This is a genomic window from Paenibacillus sp. FSL H7-0940 (assembly GCF_037979415.1).
GTDB classification, from domain to species: Bacteria; Bacillota; Bacilli; order Paenibacillales; family Paenibacillaceae; genus Paenibacillus; species Paenibacillus amylolyticus.
In genome coordinates this window covers 5,285,863-5,308,871 of the sequence record NZ_CP150280.1, presented here as the reverse complement: position 1 = coordinate 5,308,871, position 23,009 = coordinate 5,285,863, and the positions used below count along the sequence as shown (strand labels likewise).

General features: G+C 49.2%; 17 protein-coding genes. 14 read left to right on the top strand and 3 right to left on the bottom strand.

Going from position 1 to position 23,009, the window contains the following annotated elements; translation table 11 throughout:
• The first annotated feature begins 20 nt into the window (after positions 1-20).
• The 6 genes from MHB71_RS23335 to nagZ all read left to right on the top strand — a co-directional run bounded on the left by MHB71_RS23335 (position 21) and on the right by nagZ (position 6,700).
• Positions 21-944 carry a sugar ABC transporter permease gene (locus MHB71_RS23335; protein ID WP_253505095.1) on the top strand — a complete coding sequence of 308 codons (924 nt, stop codon included), beginning with the start codon at positions 21-23 and terminating at the stop codon, positions 942-944.
• A 64-nt stretch (positions 945-1,008) separates the two neighbouring features.
• Positions 1,009-1,842 carry a carbohydrate ABC transporter permease gene (locus tag MHB71_RS23330; protein WP_017691096.1) on the top strand — a complete coding sequence of 278 codons (834 nt, stop codon included), beginning with the start codon at positions 1,009-1,011 and terminating at the stop codon, positions 1,840-1,842.
• Positions 1,843-1,885: 43 nt separating this feature from the next.
• Positions 1,886-2,995 carry a sn-glycerol-3-phosphate ABC transporter ATP-binding protein UgpC gene (ugpC, locus tag MHB71_RS23325; RefSeq protein ID WP_076329882.1) on the top strand — a complete coding sequence of 370 codons (1,110 nt, stop codon included), beginning with the start codon at positions 1,886-1,888 and terminating at the stop codon, positions 2,993-2,995.
• A 48-nt stretch (positions 2,996-3,043) separates the two neighbouring features.
• The gene (locus tag MHB71_RS23320) at positions 3,044-3,754 is read left to right on the top strand and encodes a hypothetical protein (protein WP_339190227.1); all 711 of its coding nucleotides are present in this window, start codon (positions 3,044-3,046) and stop codon (positions 3,752-3,754) included.
• Positions 3,754-4,950 carry a DUF1343 domain-containing protein gene (locus tag MHB71_RS23315; RefSeq protein WP_340027836.1) on the top strand — a complete coding sequence of 399 codons (1,197 nt, stop codon included), beginning with the start codon at positions 3,754-3,756 and terminating at the stop codon, positions 4,948-4,950. The genes MHB71_RS23320 and MHB71_RS23315 overlap by 1 nt, the downstream gene beginning before the upstream one ends.
• Before the next feature lie 31 nt (positions 4,951-4,981).
• Entirely contained in the window at positions 4,982-6,700 is a 1,719-nt protein-coding gene (nagZ, locus tag MHB71_RS23310; protein WP_340027835.1) for a beta-N-acetylhexosaminidase, read from the top strand.
• A gap of 168 nt (positions 6,701-6,868) precedes the next feature.
• On the opposite strand, the gene MHB71_RS23305 is transcribed toward nagZ, so the two are convergent.
• Entirely contained in the window at positions 6,869-8,269 is a 1,401-nt protein-coding gene (locus tag MHB71_RS23305) for a serine hydrolase (protein WP_340027834.1), read from the bottom strand.
• 266 nt (positions 8,270-8,535) lie between these two features.
• On the opposite strand from MHB71_RS23305, the gene MHB71_RS23300 reads away from it, so the two are divergent.
• Complete coding sequence (locus MHB71_RS23300; protein ID WP_340027833.1) at positions 8,536-10,509, top strand: methyl-accepting chemotaxis protein; 1,974 nt, start codon at positions 8,536-8,538, stop codon at positions 10,507-10,509.
• A 272-nt stretch (positions 10,510-10,781) separates the two neighbouring features.
• On the top strand, positions 10,782-11,978 hold the full coding sequence (locus tag MHB71_RS23295) for a DUF2087 domain-containing protein (protein ID WP_100527795.1): 1,197 nt from the start codon (positions 10,782-10,784) through the stop codon (positions 11,976-11,978).
• A 196-nt stretch (positions 11,979-12,174) separates the two neighbouring features.
• Here MHB71_RS23295 and MHB71_RS23290 read toward each other — a convergent pair whose 3' ends face one another.
• Entirely contained in the window at positions 12,175-14,175 is a 2,001-nt protein-coding gene (locus MHB71_RS23290; protein WP_076329889.1) for a methyl-accepting chemotaxis protein, read from the bottom strand.
• 446 nt (positions 14,176-14,621) lie between these two features.
• Here MHB71_RS23290 and MHB71_RS23285 point away from each other — a divergent pair, with 446 nt between their 5' ends.
• The 6 genes from MHB71_RS23285 (at position 14,622) to MHB71_RS23260 (ending at position 22,012) form a co-directional block, all read left to right on the top strand.
• Complete coding sequence (locus MHB71_RS23285; RefSeq protein WP_243391345.1) at positions 14,622-15,326, top strand: AzlC family ABC transporter permease; 705 nt, start codon at positions 14,622-14,624, stop codon at positions 15,324-15,326.
• A complete protein-coding gene (locus MHB71_RS23280; RefSeq protein WP_062837141.1) occupies positions 15,317-15,646 on the top strand; it encodes an AzlD domain-containing protein in 330 nt (109 codons plus the stop codon). Before MHB71_RS23285 ends, MHB71_RS23280 begins: the two co-directional genes overlap by 10 nt.
• A gap of 132 nt (positions 15,647-15,778) precedes the next feature.
• Positions 15,779-16,435: an SGNH/GDSL hydrolase family protein gene (locus MHB71_RS23275; RefSeq protein WP_076216567.1), complete on the top strand. Its 657-nt coding sequence runs from the start codon at positions 15,779-15,781 to the stop codon at positions 16,433-16,435.
• A gap of 303 nt (positions 16,436-16,738) precedes the next feature.
• Complete coding sequence (locus tag MHB71_RS23270; RefSeq protein WP_100527796.1) at positions 16,739-18,730, top strand: heparinase II/III family protein; 1,992 nt, start codon at positions 16,739-16,741, stop codon at positions 18,728-18,730.
• Complete coding sequence (locus MHB71_RS23265; protein ID WP_100527797.1) at positions 18,723-20,675, top strand: glycosyl hydrolase; 1,953 nt, start codon at positions 18,723-18,725, stop codon at positions 20,673-20,675. The genes MHB71_RS23270 and MHB71_RS23265 overlap by 8 nt, the downstream gene beginning before the upstream one ends.
• 200 nt (positions 20,676-20,875) lie before the next feature.
• Positions 20,876-22,012: a glycoside hydrolase family 88 protein gene (locus tag MHB71_RS23260; protein WP_036616538.1), complete on the top strand. Its 1,137-nt coding sequence runs from the start codon at positions 20,876-20,878 to the stop codon at positions 22,010-22,012.
• Positions 22,013-22,394: 382 nt separating this feature from the next.
• Here MHB71_RS23260 and MHB71_RS23255 read toward each other — a convergent pair whose 3' ends face one another.
• Positions 22,395-23,000 carry a class I SAM-dependent methyltransferase gene (locus MHB71_RS23255; protein ID WP_340027832.1) on the bottom strand — a complete coding sequence of 202 codons (606 nt, stop codon included), beginning with the start codon at positions 22,998-23,000 and terminating at the stop codon, positions 22,395-22,397.
• Positions 23,001-23,009: the final 9 nt, after the last annotated feature.

Here is a 23,009-nt window from a genome sequence, read left to right as displayed (position 1 = left end):
TTAGGAGAGGAGGATTCGCCATGCAGACCGCCCTTGCGCCAAAATCGTCAGTGCCCCGGACTTCCCGGGTTGCCCGGTTTTGGCGAGACTACGGGTGGGCGTATTTGTTTATTTTGGCGCCTGTCCTGCTGTTTCTCATTTTCACACTGTATCCCGTTCTGACGGCTCTTGTGATGAGCTTCCAGAAATACAATATTATGAACTCGACGTGGGTTGGATTGGATAACTACGAGCGTTTGGTGAAGGATGAGACATTCTGGAAGTCGATTAAAAATACAGTCATCTTCACCGTAGGCACAGTCCCGGTCAATATTCTCATTACATTTGTACTGTCCTATTTCATCTATCAGATGAAAAGCAAATGGCAGACATTTTTCAAAGCTACCATGTATCTGCCTGCGGTAGCCTCCGGGGTGACCATCTCCATTGTATGGCTGGCGATCTTTGACCCGACGAATTCAGGACTGCTTAACCGTTTCCTCGGTCTGTTCGGCCTGGATCCGGTGATCTGGCTGGGCCAGTCGGGAACGGCACTCTTTTCCCTCATTCTGATGAACTGGCTTGGATCGCACGGAGCGGGCATTATTCTGTATCTGGCAGCCATGGGTGGTATTCCGAAATCGCTGTACGAAGCGGCGGATATTGATCATGCCAGCGGCTGGACCCAGTTCAGCAAGATTACATGGCCGCTGCTCAAACCAACGACGCTGTATCTGCTCGTCACGGGTGTCATTACATCCTTCCAGGTGTTTATCTCGGTTTATCTGATGACACAGGGTGGACCAAACTTTGCGACAACAACAATCGCTTATCTGATCTATGAAACGGCATTTAAATTCTATGAGTTCGGATTGGCTTCGGCTCAGTCGTTTGTACTGGCGATTATCATCATTGTCATCTCCGTCATACAGTTCAAATATTTCTCCAGCGATATTGAGTATTAGAGGTAGTTCAAAACACGGACTATTAGAGCACGTTGCATTAAGCATCCGGGGGTGAATGAAATCCATGAAATCAACACAGAAAAAGATTCTGCTCGTTGTTGCATCCATTCTGCTGGTAGTCTGGGCGCTGGTGACGGTCATTCCGATGTATTGGATGCTCGTTGGTTCGGTGCAGGATAGCGCGATGTCGGCTTCGTTTAAACCACAGATGATTCCGGAGCAGTTGTCGTTATCACCATATGAGCGCTTTTTTGCCAAAACTGATGCCTGGCGCTGGTTATACAACTCGCTGCTCATCTCGATCATTCTGACCGTAACAAATGTATTCTTCGCCTCCCTGGCGGGATATGCGTTCGCCAAACTGAAGTTTCCGGGTAGTCAGGCGGTATTCTGGACGTTGCTTGGGACAATGATGATCCCGGCGCAGGTGACACTAATTCCTTTGTACATTCTGATGGTCAACGTGTTTGATCTAGGGGATACGTATACGGCCATTATTCTGCCTGCTGCCGTTAGTGTGGGCAACATTTTCTTGATGAAACAGTTCATGTCTACGCTGCCCACATCGCTGATACATGCGGCACGTATCGATGCATGCAGTGAGTTCGGCATCTTCTGGAAAGTCATTCTGCCGATGGCAAAGCCGGGAATCGCGGTGCTGGCGATATTCACGTTTGTGGCTTCGTGGAACGAATTCTTCTGGCCGTTCCTCATTACCAATTCCAACGAGATGCGTACCATTCAGGTGGGGCTGGCTTCGTTTGTATTTGCCGAATCAACGGACTTCGGCGCGATGATGGCAGGGGCAACAATAGGTGCGCTGCCAATGATCATTCTGTTTTTCTCACTGCAACGTTATTTCCTACAAGGCATTACGATCGGTGCAGTAAAAGGTTAACTGTTAGTTCAGGACAAGCGACAACGTAAAGGGGGATTTACCTATGGCACGCGTGGAGTTTCGCCAAGTGCGCAAAGAATTCAAAGACGATCATAAAGGAACGTTCACGGCTGTGGCCGGCTCGGACTTTGTTATAGAAGATAAGGAATTCGTAGTGTTTGTGGGTCCTTCGGGCTGTGGCAAGACAACGTCACTGCGGATGATTGCCGGACTTGAAAAGCAAACAAGCGGTGATATTGTGATCGGTGACCGGCTTGTTAACGATCTGCATCCGAAGGATCGCGATATCGCGATGGTGTTTCAGGATTATGCACTCTATCCGCATATGACCATCCGTGAGAATCTTTCCTTTGGCCTGAAAAACCTGAAAAAGCCAAAGTCCTACATTGATGAACAGGTGCAGAATGCGGCCTCCATTCTGGGACTGGAAGCTATGCTGGAGCGCAAACCACGCGAGCTGTCTGGTGGTCAGCGCCAGCGTGTTGCGGTGGGACGGGCGATCGTCCGTGATCCGCAGGTGTTTTTATTCGACGAACCACTGTCCAATCTGGATGCCAAGTTGCGGGTACAGATGCGAGTGGAGTTGGGTGAGCTGCATAAACGTCTCGGTGCCACGATTGTGTACGTGACGCATGATCAGGTAGAAGCCATGACACTTGGGGAACGCATCGTGGTCATGAATCATGGAGATATTCAGCAGGTGGCTTCACCGAAAGAATTGTATGCGAGTCCGCGGAATATGTTTGTTGCCGGATTTATCGGTTCCCCGGCGATGAACTTCATCGATGCCCGGATTGAAGGCACGCAGGTTGTCGTGGACGGTGCATCATTCACCTTGCCAGAAGATCTACTCGCTCGTCTTCAGAGTCATCAAGGCAAGCCGGTGATTATGGGTCTGCGTCCAGAGCATATTTTTGGTGATGATGTCGCTCCGAATATCCCGACAGACCACATGCTGCAGGCGCGAGTTCAGGTTGTAGAACATCTGGGCTCCGAGAATTTGGTATATTTCCATTCCGGTGCCCGTACTGTTACGGCCAAGGTCCACCCGGAAACACATGCTTATGTAGGTATGGACAAAATTTTTGTACTGGACCTGCGTAAGGCACACTTTTTTGATCCAGAGACGGAGCTTGCGATCGGACGTGAGTAAGAGACGATGCCTGGTGAAGAAGGAACGGTGAGAAAGGGGAGAATAAAAATGCGTAAGCTGAGTGAAGTATTGATCAAGTCGGGTGCGGAAATCTATCGGGATATTATTTCGGTGGCCTTGTACAGTGTCGTTAGCTCCATCGTTTTGATTCCCATTCTGATGTTTGCTCCGCTGCCGATCGCTATACTGCTTCTGGCCTTGATGTATATGCCCATCCTGTTCGGGGTCTGTTATGCCGTACATCACAGATTGGAACGTAAGGAACGACGCAATGGACTTAAGGATATCTGGGTCGGAACATTGAAGGGAATAATCCCGGGAGGATCGGTGGGTGTGCTTTTCGCGGTGCTTGGCTTCATTCTATGGTCAACTTGGTGGTATTACGGTGGACAGGGTGGAATTACAGGTACAGCAGTGGGTGTATTCCAGACGTTCTTTGTTCTCATGGCGTTGATGTCACAGTTCTATACCTGGCAGCTTGTTTTACAAAAAAACATGGGCATCGTTCAGGCGATGGGGGAAAGTGTAAAGCTGTTCTTCCGTCACCCGGGGTACACGATGGGCGCTTGTTTTCAGGCCATGTGCCTGACGGCTCTGCTGATGCTGACTGTCGTTGGTTTCGGAGCGCTGTTTGGAGGGATGTTTGCCATCTATCAACATAAGGTTGCTCTTAATGTGCTGGAGCCTGAAGAAGAGCCTGTCGTAACAGGCGGTAATGATCACCAGCATACAGGCTGGGTCAGCCAGGGGAATGTGTGATGGGTCAGTTGAATGGGACCGAGCAGATCCCGGCTGTAAAAACGGGAGTTGATCTTCTGTCCAGAGGGTTATCGCATCCATGGATAACGGGTAACCGAATCGGTCTAATTACAAACCCGACTGGTATTACAGCGGATTTTGTATCGACAATAGATGTGTGCGCTGGACTGGCTAATACCGAGCTTACAGCGCTCTATGCCTGTGAGCACGGACTGTATGGAGAGCTTCAGGCGGGTGTCAGATTCGGAGACATGCTTCATCCACATCTGGACATTCCGGTGTTCAGCCTGTATGGAGATTACAAGAAACCTACGCCTGCAATGCTGGCTGGAGTGGATACGGTGCTGTTCGACATTCAGGATGTGGGTATCCGTTATTACACATATGCCTCAACCTTGTTCCATATGATGGATGCCTGTGCTGAAGCAGGCAAACGTATGCTGATTCTGGACCGTCCCAATCCGCTGGGTGGAAACGAAGTGGAAGGAGGTGTGCTGAACGCGGGGTATGAATCACTCGTTGGCGCTTGGCGTATACCTGTACGTACCGGATTAACGATAGGTGAACTCGCCCTGATGGTCAACAGCGAGATGGATGTACCTTGCAAATTGGACGTGGTTGCCATGGAAGGATGGCAGCGCTCCATGGAGTTTGCGGATTGTGGGCTTCCCTGGATATTACCCTCTCCCAATATGCCCACGCTGGACAGTGTGCGCGTATATGCGGGTACGTGCCTGTTCGAAGGCACTAATGTATCGGAGGGCAGGGGCACGACCCGCCCATTCGAGTGGATTGGAGCCCCCTGGATTGAGGGTGAGCGTTTGGCGGAACGATTTCGGGAATACAAGCTGGAAGGTGTACATGTGCATCCAGTGTACATGTCCCCAACATTCTCCAAACACGCAGGTGAGCTGTGTGGTGGCGTAAGGATTTTTGTAACGGACAGTAGGAAATTCCGGGCGGTAGAGACAGGGTTGGTGCTTTTGCATGAACTGGTGTCACTCTATCCGGAGCAATTCTGCTGGCTGAAGCCACCAGAGCCGGGTTCAAGGTACTTTATCGACCTGCTGGCAGGGGGTAAGGAAGCCAGGGAAACGATTCATGACCGCGCGGAATTCATTCGTTTAATGAACGCGTGGAATGTACAGGCAGCGGAATGGAAGGAGCGGCGAAAGCCGTTTTTGTTATATGAATGAACGGATGTTTGTTAGCGGAGGGAGGCATGAAATGAGTGGGCCAAAAGAGTTATACCAGTCGAAGCTGAAACAGATGACCTTGCGTGAGAAAATCGGGCAAATGCTGCTTTGTGGCTTTCATGGCACCGAAGCTGCTGGCGATGTGGAATCCTTTCTCCGAATGTATCCAATCGGTGGCGTAATCTACTTTGCTCGCAACGTTGAGTCGCCAGAGCAGGTAGAGCGGTTATCGTCAGGGTTACAGCAGATTGCCAAAAGCAGCGGTAATGTGCCGCTCTGGATATCCATTGATCAGGAGGGCGGCATGGTTGCTCGAATTACCGAAGGGATAACCTTGATGCCTGGACCAATGGCCATTGCCGCTGCCGGTTCCATTGACGATGCGTATCAGGCAGCCTATATCAGTGGGTTGGAGCTGAAGGCCATGGGCATTAACATGAACTTTGCTCCGGTATTGGATGTGAACAATAACGCGGCCAATCCGGTCATCGGTGTGCGATCATTCGGCGAATCTCCACAATCGGTTGCAGAATATGGGGCCAGAACCATTGCGGGAATACAGGACGCTGGGATTGCAGCGACAGCCAAGCACTTCCCGGGGCATGGGGATACGGATACCGATTCCCATCTGGACCTCCCGATCATCACTCATGATCGGGAACGGGTAGAGTGCCTGGAGTTGATTCCATTCCGAGCCGCTATCGCCGAAGGTGTCGATGCCATGATGTCGGCGCATATTTATTTCCCTGCACTGGAGCCAGAGCGTCTGCCCGTAACGCTATCGCAAACCGTATTAAGCGGTCTGCTTCGCCAGGAACTGGGTTATCAGGGCATGATCGTGACAGATTGCATGGAGATGGATGCCATTGCCGTGAACTATGGCACTGTCGATGCAGCCGTAATGGCGGTAGAGGCCGGGGCAGATCTGGTGTTAATTAGCCATACGGCTAAGCTTCAGGCAGAGGCATTTGATGCTTTGTTAGCAGCTGTGAGGAGCGGGCGGATTAGCGAGAGACGTATTGATGAGTCGGTGAATCGCTTGCTGATGTACAAGGCGAAACGTGGTTTGTTAGAGAGTGAAACGGGTGGTGCAGGTGATGAGGAAGTGTATGGCGTAGTATCGAATGCATCATTGCCAAAGGCATCAAACGCTCCTGCTCTATCCAGTTGGTCGGAGCGCAACAATTCTTTACACCAAGAGGTTGCCCGCCGTATTAGCGAGAACAGTATCACACTGGTGCGCGATCAGCTGAATATGTTGCCCTTGAAGCCGGAACGCACGCTGGTCATAACGGTTGCCACGTCCGTGACGACAATTGCTGACGAACAGCTGACTCAGACGTTCACCTTGGGCTCAGCCTTATCCATGTATGGTCTGGATGTTGTCGATCTGACGGTCACGCCCGAGGAAGTCGCCATTCGTTCCGCACGTCTGCTTCAGGCAGCGGAAGCAGATGACATTCGGCAGATTGTGGTGGGAACCTACAATGCGGGAAGTCCCTCCGGCGATCCACAGTGCAGGCTGATTGGTTGGATACAGCAATTGGGCAAACCGCTGGCTGTTGTGGCATTGCGAAGCCCCTACGATCTGCTGGCGCTTCCGGATGCCCAGGTCTATGTAGCGGCTTACGAGAGCCGGCCACTTGCCATGGATAGCGTCGCTCAGGCGCTGATGGGGCGCATTCCTTTTGCGGGGAAACTTCCTGTAACATTAAAGCAGACAGATGATGAAAGAGCGGATGTCTCCTAGGCAGTAATAAGAATATGAGTAAATCTGCTTTTTGCAGGATGGAGAAGAGATGGATTTTGGGTTGAGCGAAACGGAAGTGTGAGTCGTTAAAATGAGAACATATACAACACAAAGAGACGATCCTTTAAAGGACCGTCTCTTTGCTCATTATAAGCTATAAATTATAGATTATTGCAATTGCAGTGCTTTGGCTGTCTGTGCCTCAACTTCATCCAAAAGTGAAGTCATGTCCATACCTGCGTGGTTGCCAAGCAGGATAATGGTGATATCATCGGACAGATTACGTGAAAAGGCTGTGGCAAACCCGCCACCACTACCGTTGTGGAAGACGGTACGGTTTGCGCCATTCTCTTTGAGAATCCAGGCGTAGCCATAGTTTTTATCAGAATAAGGCTCATACATCTGTTCAATCGTATCCTGGCTTAGAATCTTGTCCGTATACAGCGCACGATCCCATTTCAGCATATCGTCCACCGTGGAATAGATGGTTCCTGATCCGGATTGAGACACATAGTAAGGCGCAGTTACCCATGCGTTATCTTCTTGAACAAAACCACTAATCGTGTGCACTTTACGGGAGGCCTCTCCCGAATTTTTCATACCAAGTGGTTTCAGTATCGTTTGTTGCACGTAGTCGGCATAACTCATGCCAGAGACCTGTTCAACGACGTATGCAAGTAAAACATACCCGCTGTTGCTGTACAGATAGGCACTTCCTGGTTCAAACTTCAGCGTTTTGTGGCGAATCTCCTCTACAGTCTCTTCCATAGAAGTTCCTTCACCCCGACCAAATGCAGATGGCAGACCTGAAGTCTGGGATAACAGCATATGCAGCGTGATCTGATCTCCCTTTGGTATACCAGAGATATACTTGGAGATTGGATCTTGCACATTAATCTTACCATCCTCCACGAGACTCAGAATGGACGCGGCCGTGAAGGATTTGCTCAGCGATGCGATTCGGGTCTTTTGATCCGGTCGATTCAGCGTCTGTTCATCGGCAAGTCCGTAGCCTTGCTTTAGAAGTACTTCACCATCGCGGGCGATCAGAGCCATACCTGGATAGTTGATCTCGCGCAGATACGTATCCACGCTGGCAACCTCGCTGTTCAGCAGGCTGACTTGATCAGTGACCATACTTACACTCATCTGCCCCGTGGCTGTACGTTGGACCTTGATGTCTGCTTTGATTGCATTAGCCATGGCCCGGACAGGTACCATCAACGTACCGTTAACGGTACGTGAATTCACACCTGTAGCTAGATCGACCTGGTTTACCTTAATGGAATTGCTGCCAGCCTGATGGATCAGCTTGTCTCTGCCAACGGTAATGGTAGCCGTCTTGGTGCGATTATCCCATTTCAACGTGCCTTTAACCGATGTGACCACATCCCGCAGTGGAACAAACGTTGAACCTTTGATGATAAGTGGTGCGTTCTTCCAGAATTGTTGCTCACCATTCACTTCAATGTGAACTGCTTGCGTCGCCTGCGCTGCGGATACCGTAATACCAGCTTGTCCCAGAATCGGGCCTGCACACAGGATGAGCGCTAACAGAATGCGGAACATGGATGAATATACCGTGGAAATACGTTGCCTTTCATGTGACTTGCGTAAGATTTAAATCCTCTCCTTCCAATCGTTTCATGAATAGCCAGCTTATGAGCATTGTAAACGATCTCGCTAAGGGGGTCAAAACGAATAGAAGGATTAGGTGAATCCATCTAAACTGACCGAAAAGATTAAATTTATTCTAATTTAGTATCTATACATAATATTTTTACAGCGATTGTCCGATAAAAGGATGGGTGAAGATTATGATGGGGGATAGTTATATGAAGAAAAGGATTCGAAATTGGTTTACTTTAACCGTAAAAAAACGCCTGATTGCTGCATTGCTCCTGTTCCTGATAGTACCGAGCATTACCGTGGGATGGTTGTCTTATCAAAAAGCTGCTGACCAGGTTAAAATGGAGATTATTCGTTCCGCACAGGCCAAAACAGAAATGCTTAGTCTGCAGATAAATCAAATGCTCGATATGGAGAAGGATAACGCAGCTCAGATGGCTGCGGGTATTACTTCAAACGATATTATTACTAAATCCCCTGCACTGCAAAGGCAGATGGATCGGATGTCTCAGAATCATAAGGAACTGGGTGTACTTACCGCAGGTTCCGAAGATGGTAGCTGGATGAAGTCCCCTGAATCCGAGGAACAGAATTATGATCCTCGAGAACGTTCATGGTATAAGATGGGCATGTCCCAGGATGAACCGGTAATCTCGGATACGTTCCAGTCGGCTTCGACGGGCGAATGGGTTGTGACCGCAGCGGTCAAGCTGGCTGACGGCAAAGGGGTATTCGGAGCCAATGTCAGTCTCAATCATCTGAAAGAATCCGTTGATCAGATACGTATTGGTAAAGAAGGAAAACTGTACATGCTGGATAACGGGGGTAAATTCTTGTTCCACTACAATATTGAATCCGGTACACAGTCGGATGAAAGCTACATTAATGAGATGTATACGAAGGAAAGTGGAACGGTGAAGTATACATATGATGGTCACGAAGTGGAAGCTGTGTATTTCACCAATCCAGTGACAGGTTGGAAAATTGTTGGCGAGATGGTTCCTTCCGAAGCAAGTGAAGCCGTAATGCCTATTTTGATCCGTTCAATTACAATTGTGGCATCTGCATTGGTTATCGGGTTGATTCTGCTTATATTCATTATCCGCAGCATTCACCGGCCATTGCTGCAATTAACGCAGGCAGCATCCAAAGTAAGCGCCGGGGATCTCACCGTTCGGGTAGGTTTACAGCGCCGGGATGAGTTTGGACAGCTCGGGGAAAGCTTCGATATGATGACGACCTCACTCCGTAGTGTGCTTGGAGAAGTACATGATACGTCCAGCCAGCTGGCGGCGTCTTCTGAAGAACTGATGGCAAGTTCCGAGCAGACATCCAAAGCCACAGAACAGGTGGCCGAACTGATGCAGGATGCAGCTGCGGGAACGACTTTGCAGAACAATAGTCTTGCTGCTACAGGTCAACTTGTGGGCGAAATGTCCATTGGAGTCAAAGAGATCTCATCAAGTGCTGAAGACACCGCTCGTATCGCTCTGGATGCATCCACTAAGTCGGAAGCGGGTATGGTTACAGTAGAAGAAGCGGTTACCCATATTCAGCAGGTGAATGATGAGAGCAAAGCCATGTCTGTGGTCATTGAGGATCTGCGCGCGAAAAATGAAGAGATTCTTGTGATCGTGGCCGAGATTACGGCCATTGCCAAGCAGACGAACATTCTCGCTTTGAATGCATCTATTGAAGCTTCAAGAGCTGGCGAGCAAGGGCGCGGATTCGCGGTCGTAGCCAACGAAGTGAAGACACTGGCTCACAGTTCAGGCGCTTCAGCCGAGCGGATTAATGAGCTTATGCATGAAATGCAGGAGAAAACCAATGCGGTGCAATCCACTTTTGCCCGTACGGGAGAAGGTATGGTGAAGAGTTCGCAGATGGTTACAGAAGCGGGCGAAGCGTTCAATAACATTCGTACTGCGGTTCAGTTGGTGGCTGCACAAGCTGGAGAAGTATCCGCGGCTTCCCGTCAGATTGATGGCGGCATGAGTCATATTAACAAGGCAGTAAGTGATACAATGGTTCTGTCGGACAGAATTGCCTCTGGAACGGAAGATGGATCAGCGGCGGCTCAAGAGCAGTTGGCTACAATGGAAGAGGTTGCAGCTTCTTCGGCAGCATTGTCACGTATGGCTGAAGATCTGCAAAGCATGATTGAACGGTTTAAGTTGTAACAGAGATTGAAATGATAATGATTGAGGATAAATGCTTATGGAAGGTGCTGAATGCCCTTTCTGCGATGAGACTGCAGGGTTGCGACCCTGCGGTCTTTTTTCTGTTGAACAAGGGGCATCCGTTATGTCTTTAAACACAGCATTCTTTTCCGTTATATTGACATATAACAAACAAAACTATATTATATCTATAAATAAACAAACATAATTACAAAATATTTGATTAATATACGGTTGGAATGACCATAACAATGATAAAAAGGAGCTTTTACATGAAATCATCGGAATCCTGGTTGCAAACAGCTTCATTGGAAGAGATCAAGCGTGGTTATATGGAGGAGGGTTCCGCCTATATATGTGTCTGCTGCGGATACAGGACGGAATCGGGGATTATCTACCCTGAAGAAGGAGTGCTCTATGAGGCAGCCCGTTATATGCGAGTGCACATTGAGAAGGTTCATGGATCGGTATTTGAATATTTGCTGGAGCTGGATAAAAGCGTAACCGGATTGTCTGATGTCCAGCGGGGCTTGTTGTCACAATTCTATGAAGGCAAGAAGGATGCTGAAGTACAGAAGACCCTTGGCATCGGGAGTGCTTCCACGATCCGGAATCATCGGTTTGTATTAAAGGAGAAGGAACGGCAGGCCAAAATATTCCTGGCATTAATGGAGCTTCTCAAAAGTAAGGATACACAGGCCCCAGCCGAATGGGTGTCGCCGGTGACAAGGCATGAACATACGATCCATCCGAACTCATTTGATATTACAGAACAGGATCGGGAGAAGGTGCTAAACAAGTATTTTCCAGAGGGTACTGGCGGTCGGCTGACGACGTTTCATATGCAGCAAAAGCATAAATATATTGTGCTTATCGAAATTGCCAAACGATTCGAGACAGAGCGCAAATATTCCGAGAAACAGGTCAATGAGCTGCTGAAGGAAGTTCATGATGATTACGTGGAAATACGGAGGTATCTCGTCGACTATGGTTTGCTGGAACGTGAGCCAGACGGAAGTCAGTATTGGCTGGGAAGCCACACAGATCAACAGAGCGCCAAAGTTGGAAAACAGGAGCGCAAAGAAAAGGGGGAGCAGGAGAAGATGAATCGTCGCAAAGAATTGCAGGAACAGGCCAAAGAAGTTAAAACGGAAGCGGGCGTCTACCAGATTCGGAATGAACGTAACGGTAAAGTTTATATCGACAGCACACTGAACCTGAAAACCATTAACGGACAACGGTTTATGTTACAGATGGGTAGCCATCTGAATCGAAGATTGCAGGCTGAATGGAATGAATATGGAGAGACTGCGTTTGTGATCGAGGTGCTGGAGACATTGAAACAAGACGATAACCCGTATTACGATTCCAAAGATGCACTCGCCAAATGTCTGAATCGCTGGTTTGAACAGTTAGAGCCCTACGGAGATCAAGGGTACCACGGAGATAAAAAGCAATCTGCTGAATAGGAGAGGCATTTTCCTCTCTAAAATGCCTGACCTTTTATAACCCATAAGCCCCTTTGCCAATATGATGGCAAAGGGGCTTTGGGTGTTACAGACTACTTATTATTATATAAGTTGAACTAATCTTTTACACGATAACAGCGATTGGAAGGTTATTTTGTAATCGTAGTGTTAGTGTAAACAATCTTTAGTTCAACGATTACAGCTTGAATTGTTCCACCAGCTTCTGTAGCTTGTGAGCCAGATGGGCAAGGGAATCAGCAGAGGATGATATCTCCTGCATGGAAGCCACTTGCTCCTCCGTAGCAGCAGAGATGTTCTCCGTTCCATCGGCATTGGTTTCCGATATGGCGTGGATCTGATCAATGGATTGCACCACTTCGGCTGTACTTGCAGACATCTGTTGTGAGGCGGCTGCAATGTTCTCAAGCTGATGATTGACGACCCCAACAGCCTCACTAATCTGGGCAAAAGCTTCATCTGCAAACTGCACGGCACGAATGCCGTTGCTTACATCCTGTTGCCCGATCTGTACATTGTGATTGGCCATTGAAATCTCCTGTTGAATCGCTCCGACCATCTCTACAATCTTCTGGCCGGACAGGCTCGATTGTTCCGCCAGCTTGCGGACTTCGCTGGCAACCACGGAGAAGCCACGTCCATGCTCACCTGCACGTGCTGCTTCAATAGAAGCATTGAGAGCAAGCAAATTGGTCTGTGCAGCGATATCTGTAATGACAGATACCATCTCACCAATGGATGTGGAATGCTGTTCAAGTCGTCCAGCAGTATCTGCCATACCTTGCACAAAGCGACTGACGGAACTCATCTCGGATACGGCCGTCTGCATGGTTGCATTCCCTTTATCCGCGAGCTCACTTGCTTGCATGGCAGCTTCGGATACTTGCTGTGTGCTGTTCGTTACCTGTCCCACACCTCCAGCAAGTTCATTCATCTGCAGTGCCGTATGTTTCAGGTTGCTTGTTTGTTTCTCAAGTCCAGCTGCGGATTCTTCCGTGATTAGGGCGACTTGCTCTGTTGCTTTGGTTGTCTCCGATGAGTTGACTGCCAATTGTGTGGATGAGGCGGTTAACTCGTCAGCTGTATGTCGTACGTCCTGAATAACGGTTCGCAAGGATTCGCTCATCTTATTGAAGCTGGTGCTCAGCTTGCCGAATTCATCCTGTCCCAATACAGCAACCTCGATGGTCAGATTACCATTACTAATTTCGTCAGATGCCTTCACCAAGCGGTTCAGTGGTTTGGTGATTGATTGCACAATCCAGAAAATAATGATGGAGCTTACCGCAATTGCAATCGCTACAACAATAAGTGTGGTGTATAGGATTGGACGGACTGAAGCCGTCACTTCCCCACTGTCAATGACACCAACCACGGTCCAGCCCGTCGTTTCATTGGTGGAGAAAAAGGCGTGTTCCTGGTTTCCATTTAGTGTATAGGTCAGACTTCCGTTTTTCTGTGCAAAAATATCTTTATAGGGTGCCATGGTTCCTTCGGTCCCCGGTTTTTCGGTAGGATGTACAATGATTTTATTGGCATTATCAATGATATAGATATAACCCTTCTCGCCAATCTTCGTGGAGTTAACCGTCTTCGAGAGGGCTTCAAGCGACAGGCTGACAGAGACGACACCATGGCCATCCGCTGAGGTCTGAGCTACTGAAGCAACAACATTGCCGGTATTACTTGATAAGTAGGGGGTGATTACGGTAGGGACATCTTTGTTCTGCGTAGCAGCCTGATACCACGGGCGTTCGCGCGGGTCATATCCTTCTTTGTTCACCGCAGTTACAGGGGAGTTAATATACACGCCCTGATCGGTACCGATGGAGGCAAGTTCTACGTCATCATGCGTTTCCTTATAAGCGTCTAGCAAGGTACGGATGGTATCTGTTTCGTCACCCTGATTGGGTCCGACATTGCCTGCATCCAGCTGACTTGCCAGGAAATCAACATTTTTGCGTGTTGCACCAATGATCTGGTCAATGGTCTGGTTGAGCACAGTAACACTGCTGATCGCGTTCTCATACATTTTCTCTTCAACCTTGGCATCAGCTGTTTGGAACGAGATAATGCCCAGACTAATGGTTGGAATGAGCAATACAATGGCAAATGACAAAATCAGTTTCTCTCTCATCTGCATTGTTCTTTTGACCCCTTGTTTACGAATTTTTTTCATACACATTCCCCCTCTGTGTAACCCATCCTCATGTCTAGTGGACAAGCCCATCTGGTAAAAGATATTTCATTCCATCCTTTCCAGAAGTTTCTGGTGCTATCGTATGACAAATTTCGCGTTTATTCAACATAATTTATGAGTTTCGCGAAAATATTTTTTGATTTTGTAGGTATTTAGGATTACATCTGTTCTATAAAAAGTAATCTGTCTCTCCCTTAGTGCACATCTTGTGGTATATTTCTGAATTAATGTGAAGTGAATTCTGCAAAATGTGAAATCCATAAGACATGTAACTAGTCATGTTGAATACACAAAGAAGTTGTTTTCATGAAGAGTGGACCTTGATGGATCTACATCCATATATATCGGTTTATGGGGACTGAAATTGGAGAGGGGTTGTAAGGCAGTTGGACCAAAGTACACTACAGATATCTGGACAGGAGAACATGGAAGAGGTCCAGGATCAAGCTACATTCATGCAGGGGGTCAAAGATTGTATCCCAACCCTGCTTGGTTATTTGAGTATTGGCTTTGCGGCGGGTGTTATTGAAATGACCGCGGGTCTGAGTCTGGCGGAAACGGCACTGCTCAGCCTGATTTTATATGCAGGATCGGCTCAGTTCATTGCAGCGGGCATGCTCGCATCGAATGGATCAGCAATAGCCATCATGTTCACCATATTTTTTGTGAATCTTCGTCATTTGTTGCTCAGTGCAGCTGTATCACCGTATTTTCGGCATCTCACCCCGCTTAAAAATATGTGGCTTGGTTCATTGCTTACCGATGAGTCTTTCGGCGTGGCGATGACACGTGCGATTGGCAGGGAAAGGCTTAGTGAACGCTGGATGCACGGTCTGAATATTACCGCATATCTGAACTGGTTCGTGGCTAATATGGCGGGAGCGTACTTTGGACGCTGGATCACTAACCCGGAACGACTGGGTCTGGATTATGCCCTGCCAGCGATGTTTATTGGACTGGTTGTACTCCAGTTGGTGCATCGCAAAAACAAAAAAATACACATTAATGTGGCTATTATCGCCGTTGTCTGTGTAATCTTCGCCAGCATGGCTTCACTTGGCAGCATGAGTGTCATTGTGGCTGCGGTCATTGCGGCAACGATGGGAGTGTTCATGGAACGATGGAAGTAAGATGGGATGTTTTCTGGATTATTATGGGCTCAGCGTTGTTAACATTTATTCCGCGTGTACTGCCACTGATGCTGTTCAGCAAGATACAGATTCCAATGTGGTTATTACGCTGGCTGGAGTATGTACCCGTAGCGGTCATGGCAGCGCTGATTGGTCAGGAACTGTTCATGTCGGACAACCAGTTGGTGCCGATTACGCACAATGCAGCTCTGTGGGCATCCCTGCCTACGATTGCAGTAGCTATCTGGACACGCAGTCTGCTGGGAACCGTATTGGTCGGTATTGTGGCTATGATGATACTGCGATATTGGATCGGATAATTGCTAGGAGATTCATAAGATGGCGACACTCAGTAATGAAAACGCTATTTTCTATTGTGACCGAAAGGGATAAAATGGAGACTGAGGTGTTCAGTGTTTCTATTTTCACAAGAGGAAGGAACGATTTCAATCATGAGTACTAGTCCATCCGTTATATTGTTTCAGGGAGACTCGATTACAGATGGGGGAAGATCACGCAATGATGATCCAAATCATTTTCTCGGACACGGGTATGCGTATCTGATCTCCAGCAAACTGGGTATGGAACTGGCGGGCAAGCAAAAGACCTTCTATAACAGAGGCATCAGCGGGGATCGGGCATCGGACCTGTACGCACGCTGGAATGAGGATACCATTAGTCTAAAACCGGACCTGATCAGCATCCTGATTGGGGTTAATGATGCCTGGCGCACGATGAATGGTGAACCTAGCGGGGTAACGGATCGTTTCGGACGGGCGTATCGCCATTTGCTTGAAGAAACTCGGGAAGTGATGCCGGATACGGGGCTGATTTTGATGGAGCCGTTTATTCTGAGAACCGGAGCAACTGCGGAGAAATGGGAAGCCTGGGAAGAGTATATCGGTCAATATCAGAAGCTGGCCCAAGGTCTTGCTGAGGAATTTGGAGCTGTGTGGGTGCCATTGCAGCAGACGTTTAATGACGCTCTGAAGCAGGCGGATGCAGCGTACTGGTTATGGGATGGCGTACACCCAACCGCAGCAGGTCATGAGCTGATTGCACGCCAATGGTTGTCTGTTGTACAGAATTCTTCGCTTGCGATTGTGTAATAACAACAGCGGACAGCTAGGATATGGGCAGCAGCATTATAGGTATTCAGGATTAATTGAGGATGAGGATATAAGATAGTCAAGAATATGAGATAACCATAAAAAGCCTGTGGTGACAGGCAGAATGCAACGGAGAACCTGGCGAAGGTTCTTCGTTTTTTTGGTTAGGAAGGAGAAGGAAGTAACGTCGTGGAAAGGGTTCTAATGGATAATTCTTCAAAAATGCTATCATATCCGGTAAAATGAAATCGATTACATTATAATATGGGCATGACAATCCATTAACGAAGAGTGGTGAATCCAGTGGAAGATTCCATTCACGAAGTCGAAAATGAAAATATAAACCAACGTGGTACTGAGAGCAGAGCATTGAGTTCCTTAAGTGCCGACAGACTCTTGGAGAAGTTATCCCGGCCTGAATTGGCTACGTTATACACAGACTTGAAGGCTTACGGTGAACGTGCCTTGAAAGAACCCATGCCTTCCTTGTCGTTCCGTCTATATCGACAGTTCAGCGATAGGGGTGAGCGAAAAGCCTATGAAGAGGTTTATTTCGATCGAAGGGGCAGACTTGCTGCTGTGGCGATGCTCGCCTTGGACACGGCTAGGCCGGATGCACTGCAAGCGCTGGAAGAAATGTTGTGGGACGTGTGTGGTGAGTATACGTGGTGTTTGCCCGCGCATCTGGGTACGGGAGAGGTCAACCAGGTGAATGGGAACATCGATCTGTTCGCAGCAGAGACGGTACATATGCTGGCCGAGATTGTGACCATTCACGCCGAGCGGCTGAATCGCCTTGTCATAGAACGGATCAGGTCTGAAGCAGAACGGCGAATCTTCACTCCGCTTTACCGGGATCAACGGAAGTTCCACTGGCAGACAGCGGATCACAACTGGTCGGCAGTCTGTGGTGGATGCTGTGGTATGGCTGCATTGTTGCTGTTGGAAGATGAGCCAACACTACGAGAATCGATCTGCCAAACAGTCAGCTGTATGAACGCATTCTTGAGCGGATATGGCGAGGATGGCGGCTGTGCCGAAGGCATCGGATATTGGGTATATGGATTCGGTTATTTCACCTATTATACCGAGATGCTTCGTGAGTACAGTGAGGGCGAACTAGATCTACTGACGGGTTCCAAAATAACAGCTATCGCAGCCTTCCCACTGCGAGTTCATCTGTCGGGTGGCACATATGTGAATTATTCGGACAGTGTCGAGCAGGAAGAGATCCCTTCTGGATTGCTTTCCCTGCTCGCGTCCCGGGTTGGGTTGCAGATAGATCTTCCGTTTCATATTCCACTGCTTACAGATGATCCCTGTCATCGCTGGGCTCATCTGTTGCGGAACGTGATGTGGAGCGATCCAGCAGTGTACGGGGATGAAGGTGCCTCTGGGCAGGCTGAACGAGGATTTATTTTTCAAAATCTGGGATGGATGATTGCAAAAGGATCGTTCGATTCTCCGGATACAAAACATGCGAACGGCTCACCCCTTCATGTGGCTATTTCCATTAAAGGCGGGCATAACGATGAACCTCACAACCATAATGATCTGGGGCAGTTCATTATCCATTGCGGTGGTGAGAATATTCTGTGTGATCCAGGAGCAGGGTTGTATACCCAAGCGTATTTTGCGCTAGGCAGAGAGCAACTGTTCCACATCTCGTCATCCGGGCATAACGTTCCGCTCATTGAAGGCCAGGAGCAATGCTCCGGTCGGCAAGCGCAAGCCCATGTGTTAGAGGCAAAGCTGGCAGAGGGTGGCGGTGAGCTGGATACTACATTGGATCTGACATCCGCATACTCTGGGGCAGCTTCACTGGCTCGTTATACGCGCCAATTTCATTGGAAGATGGCTCCTGACGGGAGCGGGAATGGAGCGGAATTGCGTCTCATTGACCGTTTTCAATGGAAGAGCAGGTTGGTGTCTTCGGCAGAACGATTCTCTTCGGTGGATGATTCAGATGCAGGATGTTCGAGCGTAGTGGAGCGCTGGATGAGCAGAGTACAACCTGAGGTGGTGAAGAGCGGTAATCTTCGCTGGCAAGGTGCACATGGGGCGATCCATATGACGTATGATGCGAACCAGTGGAAAATTCTTACGGAGAAACTGGACACAGTTGATCATGACAATGTTCCAGTCACATTCTATCGGACGTCACTATCATGGACAGGTGCAATTGATGAGACGGATGTTCGGACAGAACGCCCTAATCCGCTTGAAACGATATGTGAAGTACGCTTCATCATTGAACCGAAAATGGGAGAAACCGAGGTGAGCATGCGTGAGTAAATATACATCTGCGTCCACGTATCCATGGAAAGACGAACTCGAACATTACCGTACATTGGCAGAACAAGCGGGCCCCCCTCCGGCAGACGGCTGGAATAGGGAGCGCAAGTTGGCACTTGTTGAAAGTGTTGTTCGCGCTTACACACCATATCAGGACAGCCAGGGTGCAATTATCGACCCGTTCTCGGGTGTGGAGAGATATTATTCTACACCGGCCTATGCGATGGCTGCGGCAGTTCTGGTTAATGCAGGGCGTACAGATTTGCTCCAATCCGCAGCAAAAGCCCTGTCACAGAGCATTGATGCCCTGGTCAAAGGTAGCGCACCAGACAATCACCCTGATTTTTTTCCGGTGCTCATGATGAGAGCTTATATGTTGTTGAAATCACACCTGCCTGAACATGCACAGATCTGGGCTGAGGCACTTAAGACGATCAGTCCTGAACAAGATTATGTATTTACGATGAGCAAGATGAACAATCCCAATCGCATGATTAACTGGAACGCCATTATGATCTCTGGCGAATATCTGAGGTGGCATGAACAGCTGGCGAATGAGGGTACTGCGTGGATGGATCGATATCTGGAAGCCTATCATCTACCCCGGTTTACGGCCCTTGGCTTGTATCAGGATGGACCGCTGGACCGTCCAAATTGTCCATTTTCCTATGATATTGCCACCCGTTATCACCTTGGGGTGATGCTTGAAGCTGGTTACGAGGGAACCACTGCCGATACGTTACGTGAGCAGCTGCGCCATGGTGCCTTCAGCTCGTTACTGACGCTCTCGCCGCTAGGTGAGATTCCACCGCGTGGTCGCAGCTCCCAGCATCAGTGGAATGAAGCGGCGGCGGCTTATGTATGCTCCACACATGCAACGCAGGCTCTGAAGGCGGGAGATCGGGTGATGGCGGGTGCTTTTGCACGTGCGGCCAATCGGTGTTTTGCTGCTGTTGAGCGCTGGAAGATGGAAGATGGACGTTTGAAAATCGTACGCAATGAATACGCGCCAGAAGATCGGCACGGGTACGAGATATATACCAACCACACCTGTTACAACCTGTGGACGGCAGCAGCGCTTGCTCACGCTTGTCTCAGTGATCCGGGAGACGATGTGAGCGAAGTATACCTTCCTTCCGAGTTAGGCAGCAGGGTTTTGCAGACGGATGGGTGGTTTGAAACTGTGATTGCTTCCATACCTGGTCAGCAACTGGTATTACACACGGCGATGAATGATCCGTATACGATTCCTGGTTTGGTACGGATTCAACAGATGGGGTTACCTGGTCTGATTGGTCCGTCCGCTGCCAGCCATGTGCAGGCCGGGTTTACGGAATTTGCCGAAGGGGCGGTTCGTCCGCTCAGTTACTGTCCTGCCTGGAAGACACCAGATGGGGTATGGCACAGTCTTGCAGAGGGGATTCCATCCGGTGGTGCATATGATCGGGATGTTGGATTAGACCCTGCTCAGGGAGGTGGTTCCATTGTGTATGAGAAGGTGGACCCTGATACACGGAACCAAGTGGAGCAGCATCTGGAGGAAAGAGCGGCAGAAGATGGCGTGAACGCCTTGGAGAATGCTTTTGCCGTGACATGGGTCGGTCCATTACCCGGAATTAAAACATTGCGTACCCATTATGTACAACAGGCGGATGTGCTGACTATAACGTATGAATTCGAAGGAGAGATCGCTGCAGCAGGGGCACTCATTCCGTTGATGTTCCATGATGGTCGTGAACAGGCGGTAATTACCCATACGGATCATAGCGTACGAACGGAGTATCGGGGGGCGTATGTAGAATCCACTGCGCTGGATCAGGGAGCCACAATTCATCTGGAGGAACAGGCTGTGGCCTCCCGTAATGGTTTACTGAAGGAAGCCCGGATTGAATTGAACGGAGCACGTAGGTTGTCATTTGCGATCCGATTGGGCGAGGTTAACTGAAGGTGTTCAGGTTGAGGATCATTAGATCTCCAAACATCTCAAAACAGCTCGAAGCATAGTTAAAAGTGTTATTCGTGGATGATTAGTGATATTTATCGGATAGCTATTGCAGTTACGGCATACGACGCTATAGATAAGTTGAGGATGAGCTGGAGCATCAAACATAGATGTCCGGTATTGAATCGAGGAGGGATATGTTCATGAACACATCAACGTCGGTAAAATGGCTCGAGGAAGCGTGGCAACAGGGAGCTGCCAAGACGATTCGGAATGCAAAGCGGATTAAGGATACCTTTCCGCACATTGCCCCGCAGGGGACGTATGACCGGAATGATCCGGAATGGTGGACAGCGGGTTTCTGGCCTGGATTGTTATGGCTGGTCTATGAGGATGCTCCGGAAAGTGAAGCTGCGGCTTCGCTACATCGCATTGCCGAAAGCTGTGAGCGGCAACTGGAGGGTTGTCTGCGTGATCCCGAATCGGTGGATCACGATCTGGGGTTCATCTGGCTGCTTAGTGGCGTAGCCAACTACCGCCAGACGGGCAGCATGGATGGACGGCGGCGTGGCATGCTTGCCGCCAACCTGCTCGCTGCACGGTTCCACGTGCGCGGTGAGTTCATCCGCGCCTGGAACTTCAGCTCGTCAGCAATGGATACGCGCGGCGTAGCCATCATTGACAGCATGATGAACCTGCCGCTGCTCTACTGGGCATCCGAGCAGAGCGGCGACCCTCGCTTCCGCTGGCTGGCGGAAGCACATGCGGACACCGTGGCGCGCGAATTCATCCGCGCGGACGGGTCCATCTGCCACGTGGTGGAGTTTGATCCACACACGGGGCAGAAGCTGCGAGAGCATGGCGGACAGGGCCATGCTCCAGGTTCCGCTTGGGCGCGGGGCACCGCCTGGGCGTTGCACGGGTTTGCGCTGTCTTTCCGGTATACGGGCGAAGCCCGATATCTGGAGACAGCGGAGCGTGCGGCCGATTTCTTCCTCGCCATGCTTGGCGAAGAGATCGTGCCGGTGTGGGATTTCCGCGCACCTGCGGAGCATCAGGTGGCGTGGGACTCGTCCGCTGCGGCGATTGCCGCGAGCGGGTTGCTTGAGCTGGCGAAGCTGTCGCCACGCGGGGAGACCTATGCTGCCGCGGGAGAACGTATCGTCCGCGGCTTGCATGAGCACTATAGCTCTGGCGACTCGGCAGCGGAAGAAGGTCTGATCATGCAGGGAACGGTGCATTACCCGGAAGGGCGAGGGCTGAATGTGCCGATTATATACGGCGATTATTTCTATATGGAAGCGCTGGCGAAGCTGCGTGGACATGCGGGGTTATTTTAAAAGAAGAATTGAGAACTACGGGCAGGAAGAACCGAAAGTGAGAACGGATTAGTAAGGTCGTCGTGTTATGAGCCTTCGAGTTGTTTCATTAGATTCAACTAGTTAATCAGTTATATATTCAGTATTTATTGTCAGTAGCGTCATTAGCAAACCATCATCACCTGTCCGCGTGCGGCTGTCTCCAGTATTAGGAACGATATCCCTTCTATTGGAGACGGAGTATACCTAAGCTTGAGCTTTGAATAGACAAATCAAGGTGAGCGGACAGGCAGATGGTGTACATATCGAAGGAAGACAAAAGAAGTATCTGGCCTATGAATATTCATTCTTACGGGTCCAGTTGGGTGCAGACTTAGCTATGCTCTACTGAAAGAATCGATTTTCACTTCGAAGGTGTACGTCTCAGGATGACAAAGTCAGCTGATGATTGATCTGGATAGCGCTGCGGAATAATCTCATGAACTTTGAAATCAGGGTAATCGAAGAGATATTGAAATAGATTACGGTCCTGGATTGTATCAATCCCCGGGTTGCCGTTTTCTTTCAAACGGGTGTAAAGCACCACCCATGCTGTTGAGGAGTGCAGAATATCATAGAGGGTATTGCGAAAATCTGTTTCATCCGTGATGTGATATAACACATCCAGACAGACCGTCAGATCGGCTTGCAGGAAACCACGGTTAATCCATAGGCCTGGTGTATACAACATGAAGCTCTTGGACGAATCCTTGGCAAATTGGGAAGCACAACGCTTTACTGAAGAAGCCGCTACATCCACGCCCAGGTAGTCCTCATAATTCATGTATTGCAACTGGTTGCCATCCCCACATCCAAACTCAATGACACGATGAATCCCTTCACGTTGAATCAGTCCGTTCACGACCTCGGCCTTGAATTCAGCCAAAACCCCGTATGAACCCCTCCCAGAAGTTTCACCCGAACGATATGTTTCCTCCCAATACCCGATGTAATCAAAAGGCTGAACCATTATGTTTCC

Bases quoted from the DNA above. Each gene is read 5' to 3' on its own strand.
- MHB71_RS23335 (WP_253505095.1), top strand. From the start codon at position 21: ATGCAGACCGCCCTTGCGCCAAAATCGTCAGTGCCCCGGACTTCCCGG.
- MHB71_RS23330 (WP_017691096.1), top strand. From the start codon at position 1,009: ATGAAATCAACACAGAAAAAGATTCTGCTCGTTGTTGCATCCATTCTG.
- ugpC (WP_076329882.1), top strand. From the start codon at position 1,886: ATGGCACGCGTGGAGTTTCGCCAAGTGCGCAAAGAATTCAAAGACGAT.
- MHB71_RS23320 (WP_339190227.1), top strand. From the start codon at position 3,044: ATGCGTAAGCTGAGTGAAGTATTGATCAAGTCGGGTGCGGAAATCTAT.
- MHB71_RS23315 (WP_340027836.1), top strand. From the start codon at position 3,754: ATGGGTCAGTTGAATGGGACCGAGCAGATCCCGGCTGTAAAAACGGGA.
- nagZ (WP_340027835.1), top strand. From the start codon at position 4,982: ATGAGTGGGCCAAAAGAGTTATACCAGTCGAAGCTGAAACAGATGACC.
- MHB71_RS23305 (WP_340027834.1), bottom strand. From the start codon at position 8,269: ATGTTCCGCATTCTGTTAGCGCTCATCCTGTGTGCAGGCCCGATTCTG.
- MHB71_RS23300 (WP_340027833.1), top strand. From the start codon at position 8,536: ATGAAGAAAAGGATTCGAAATTGGTTTACTTTAACCGTAAAAAAACGC.
- MHB71_RS23295 (WP_100527795.1), top strand. From the start codon at position 10,782: ATGAAATCATCGGAATCCTGGTTGCAAACAGCTTCATTGGAAGAGATC.
- MHB71_RS23290 (WP_076329889.1), bottom strand. From the start codon at position 14,175: ATGAAAAAAATTCGTAAACAAGGGGTCAAAAGAACAATGCAGATGAGA.
- MHB71_RS23285 (WP_243391345.1), top strand. From the start codon at position 14,622: ATGGAAGAGGTCCAGGATCAAGCTACATTCATGCAGGGGGTCAAAGAT.
- MHB71_RS23280 (WP_062837141.1), top strand. From the start codon at position 15,317: ATGGAAGTAAGATGGGATGTTTTCTGGATTATTATGGGCTCAGCGTTG.
- MHB71_RS23275 (WP_076216567.1), top strand. From the start codon at position 15,779: ATGAGTACTAGTCCATCCGTTATATTGTTTCAGGGAGACTCGATTACA.
- MHB71_RS23260 (WP_036616538.1), top strand. From the start codon at position 20,876: ATGAACACATCAACGTCGGTAAAATGGCTCGAGGAAGCGTGGCAACAG.
- MHB71_RS23255 (WP_340027832.1), bottom strand. From the start codon at position 23,000: ATGGTTCAGCCTTTTGATTACATCGGGTATTGGGAGGAAACATATCGT.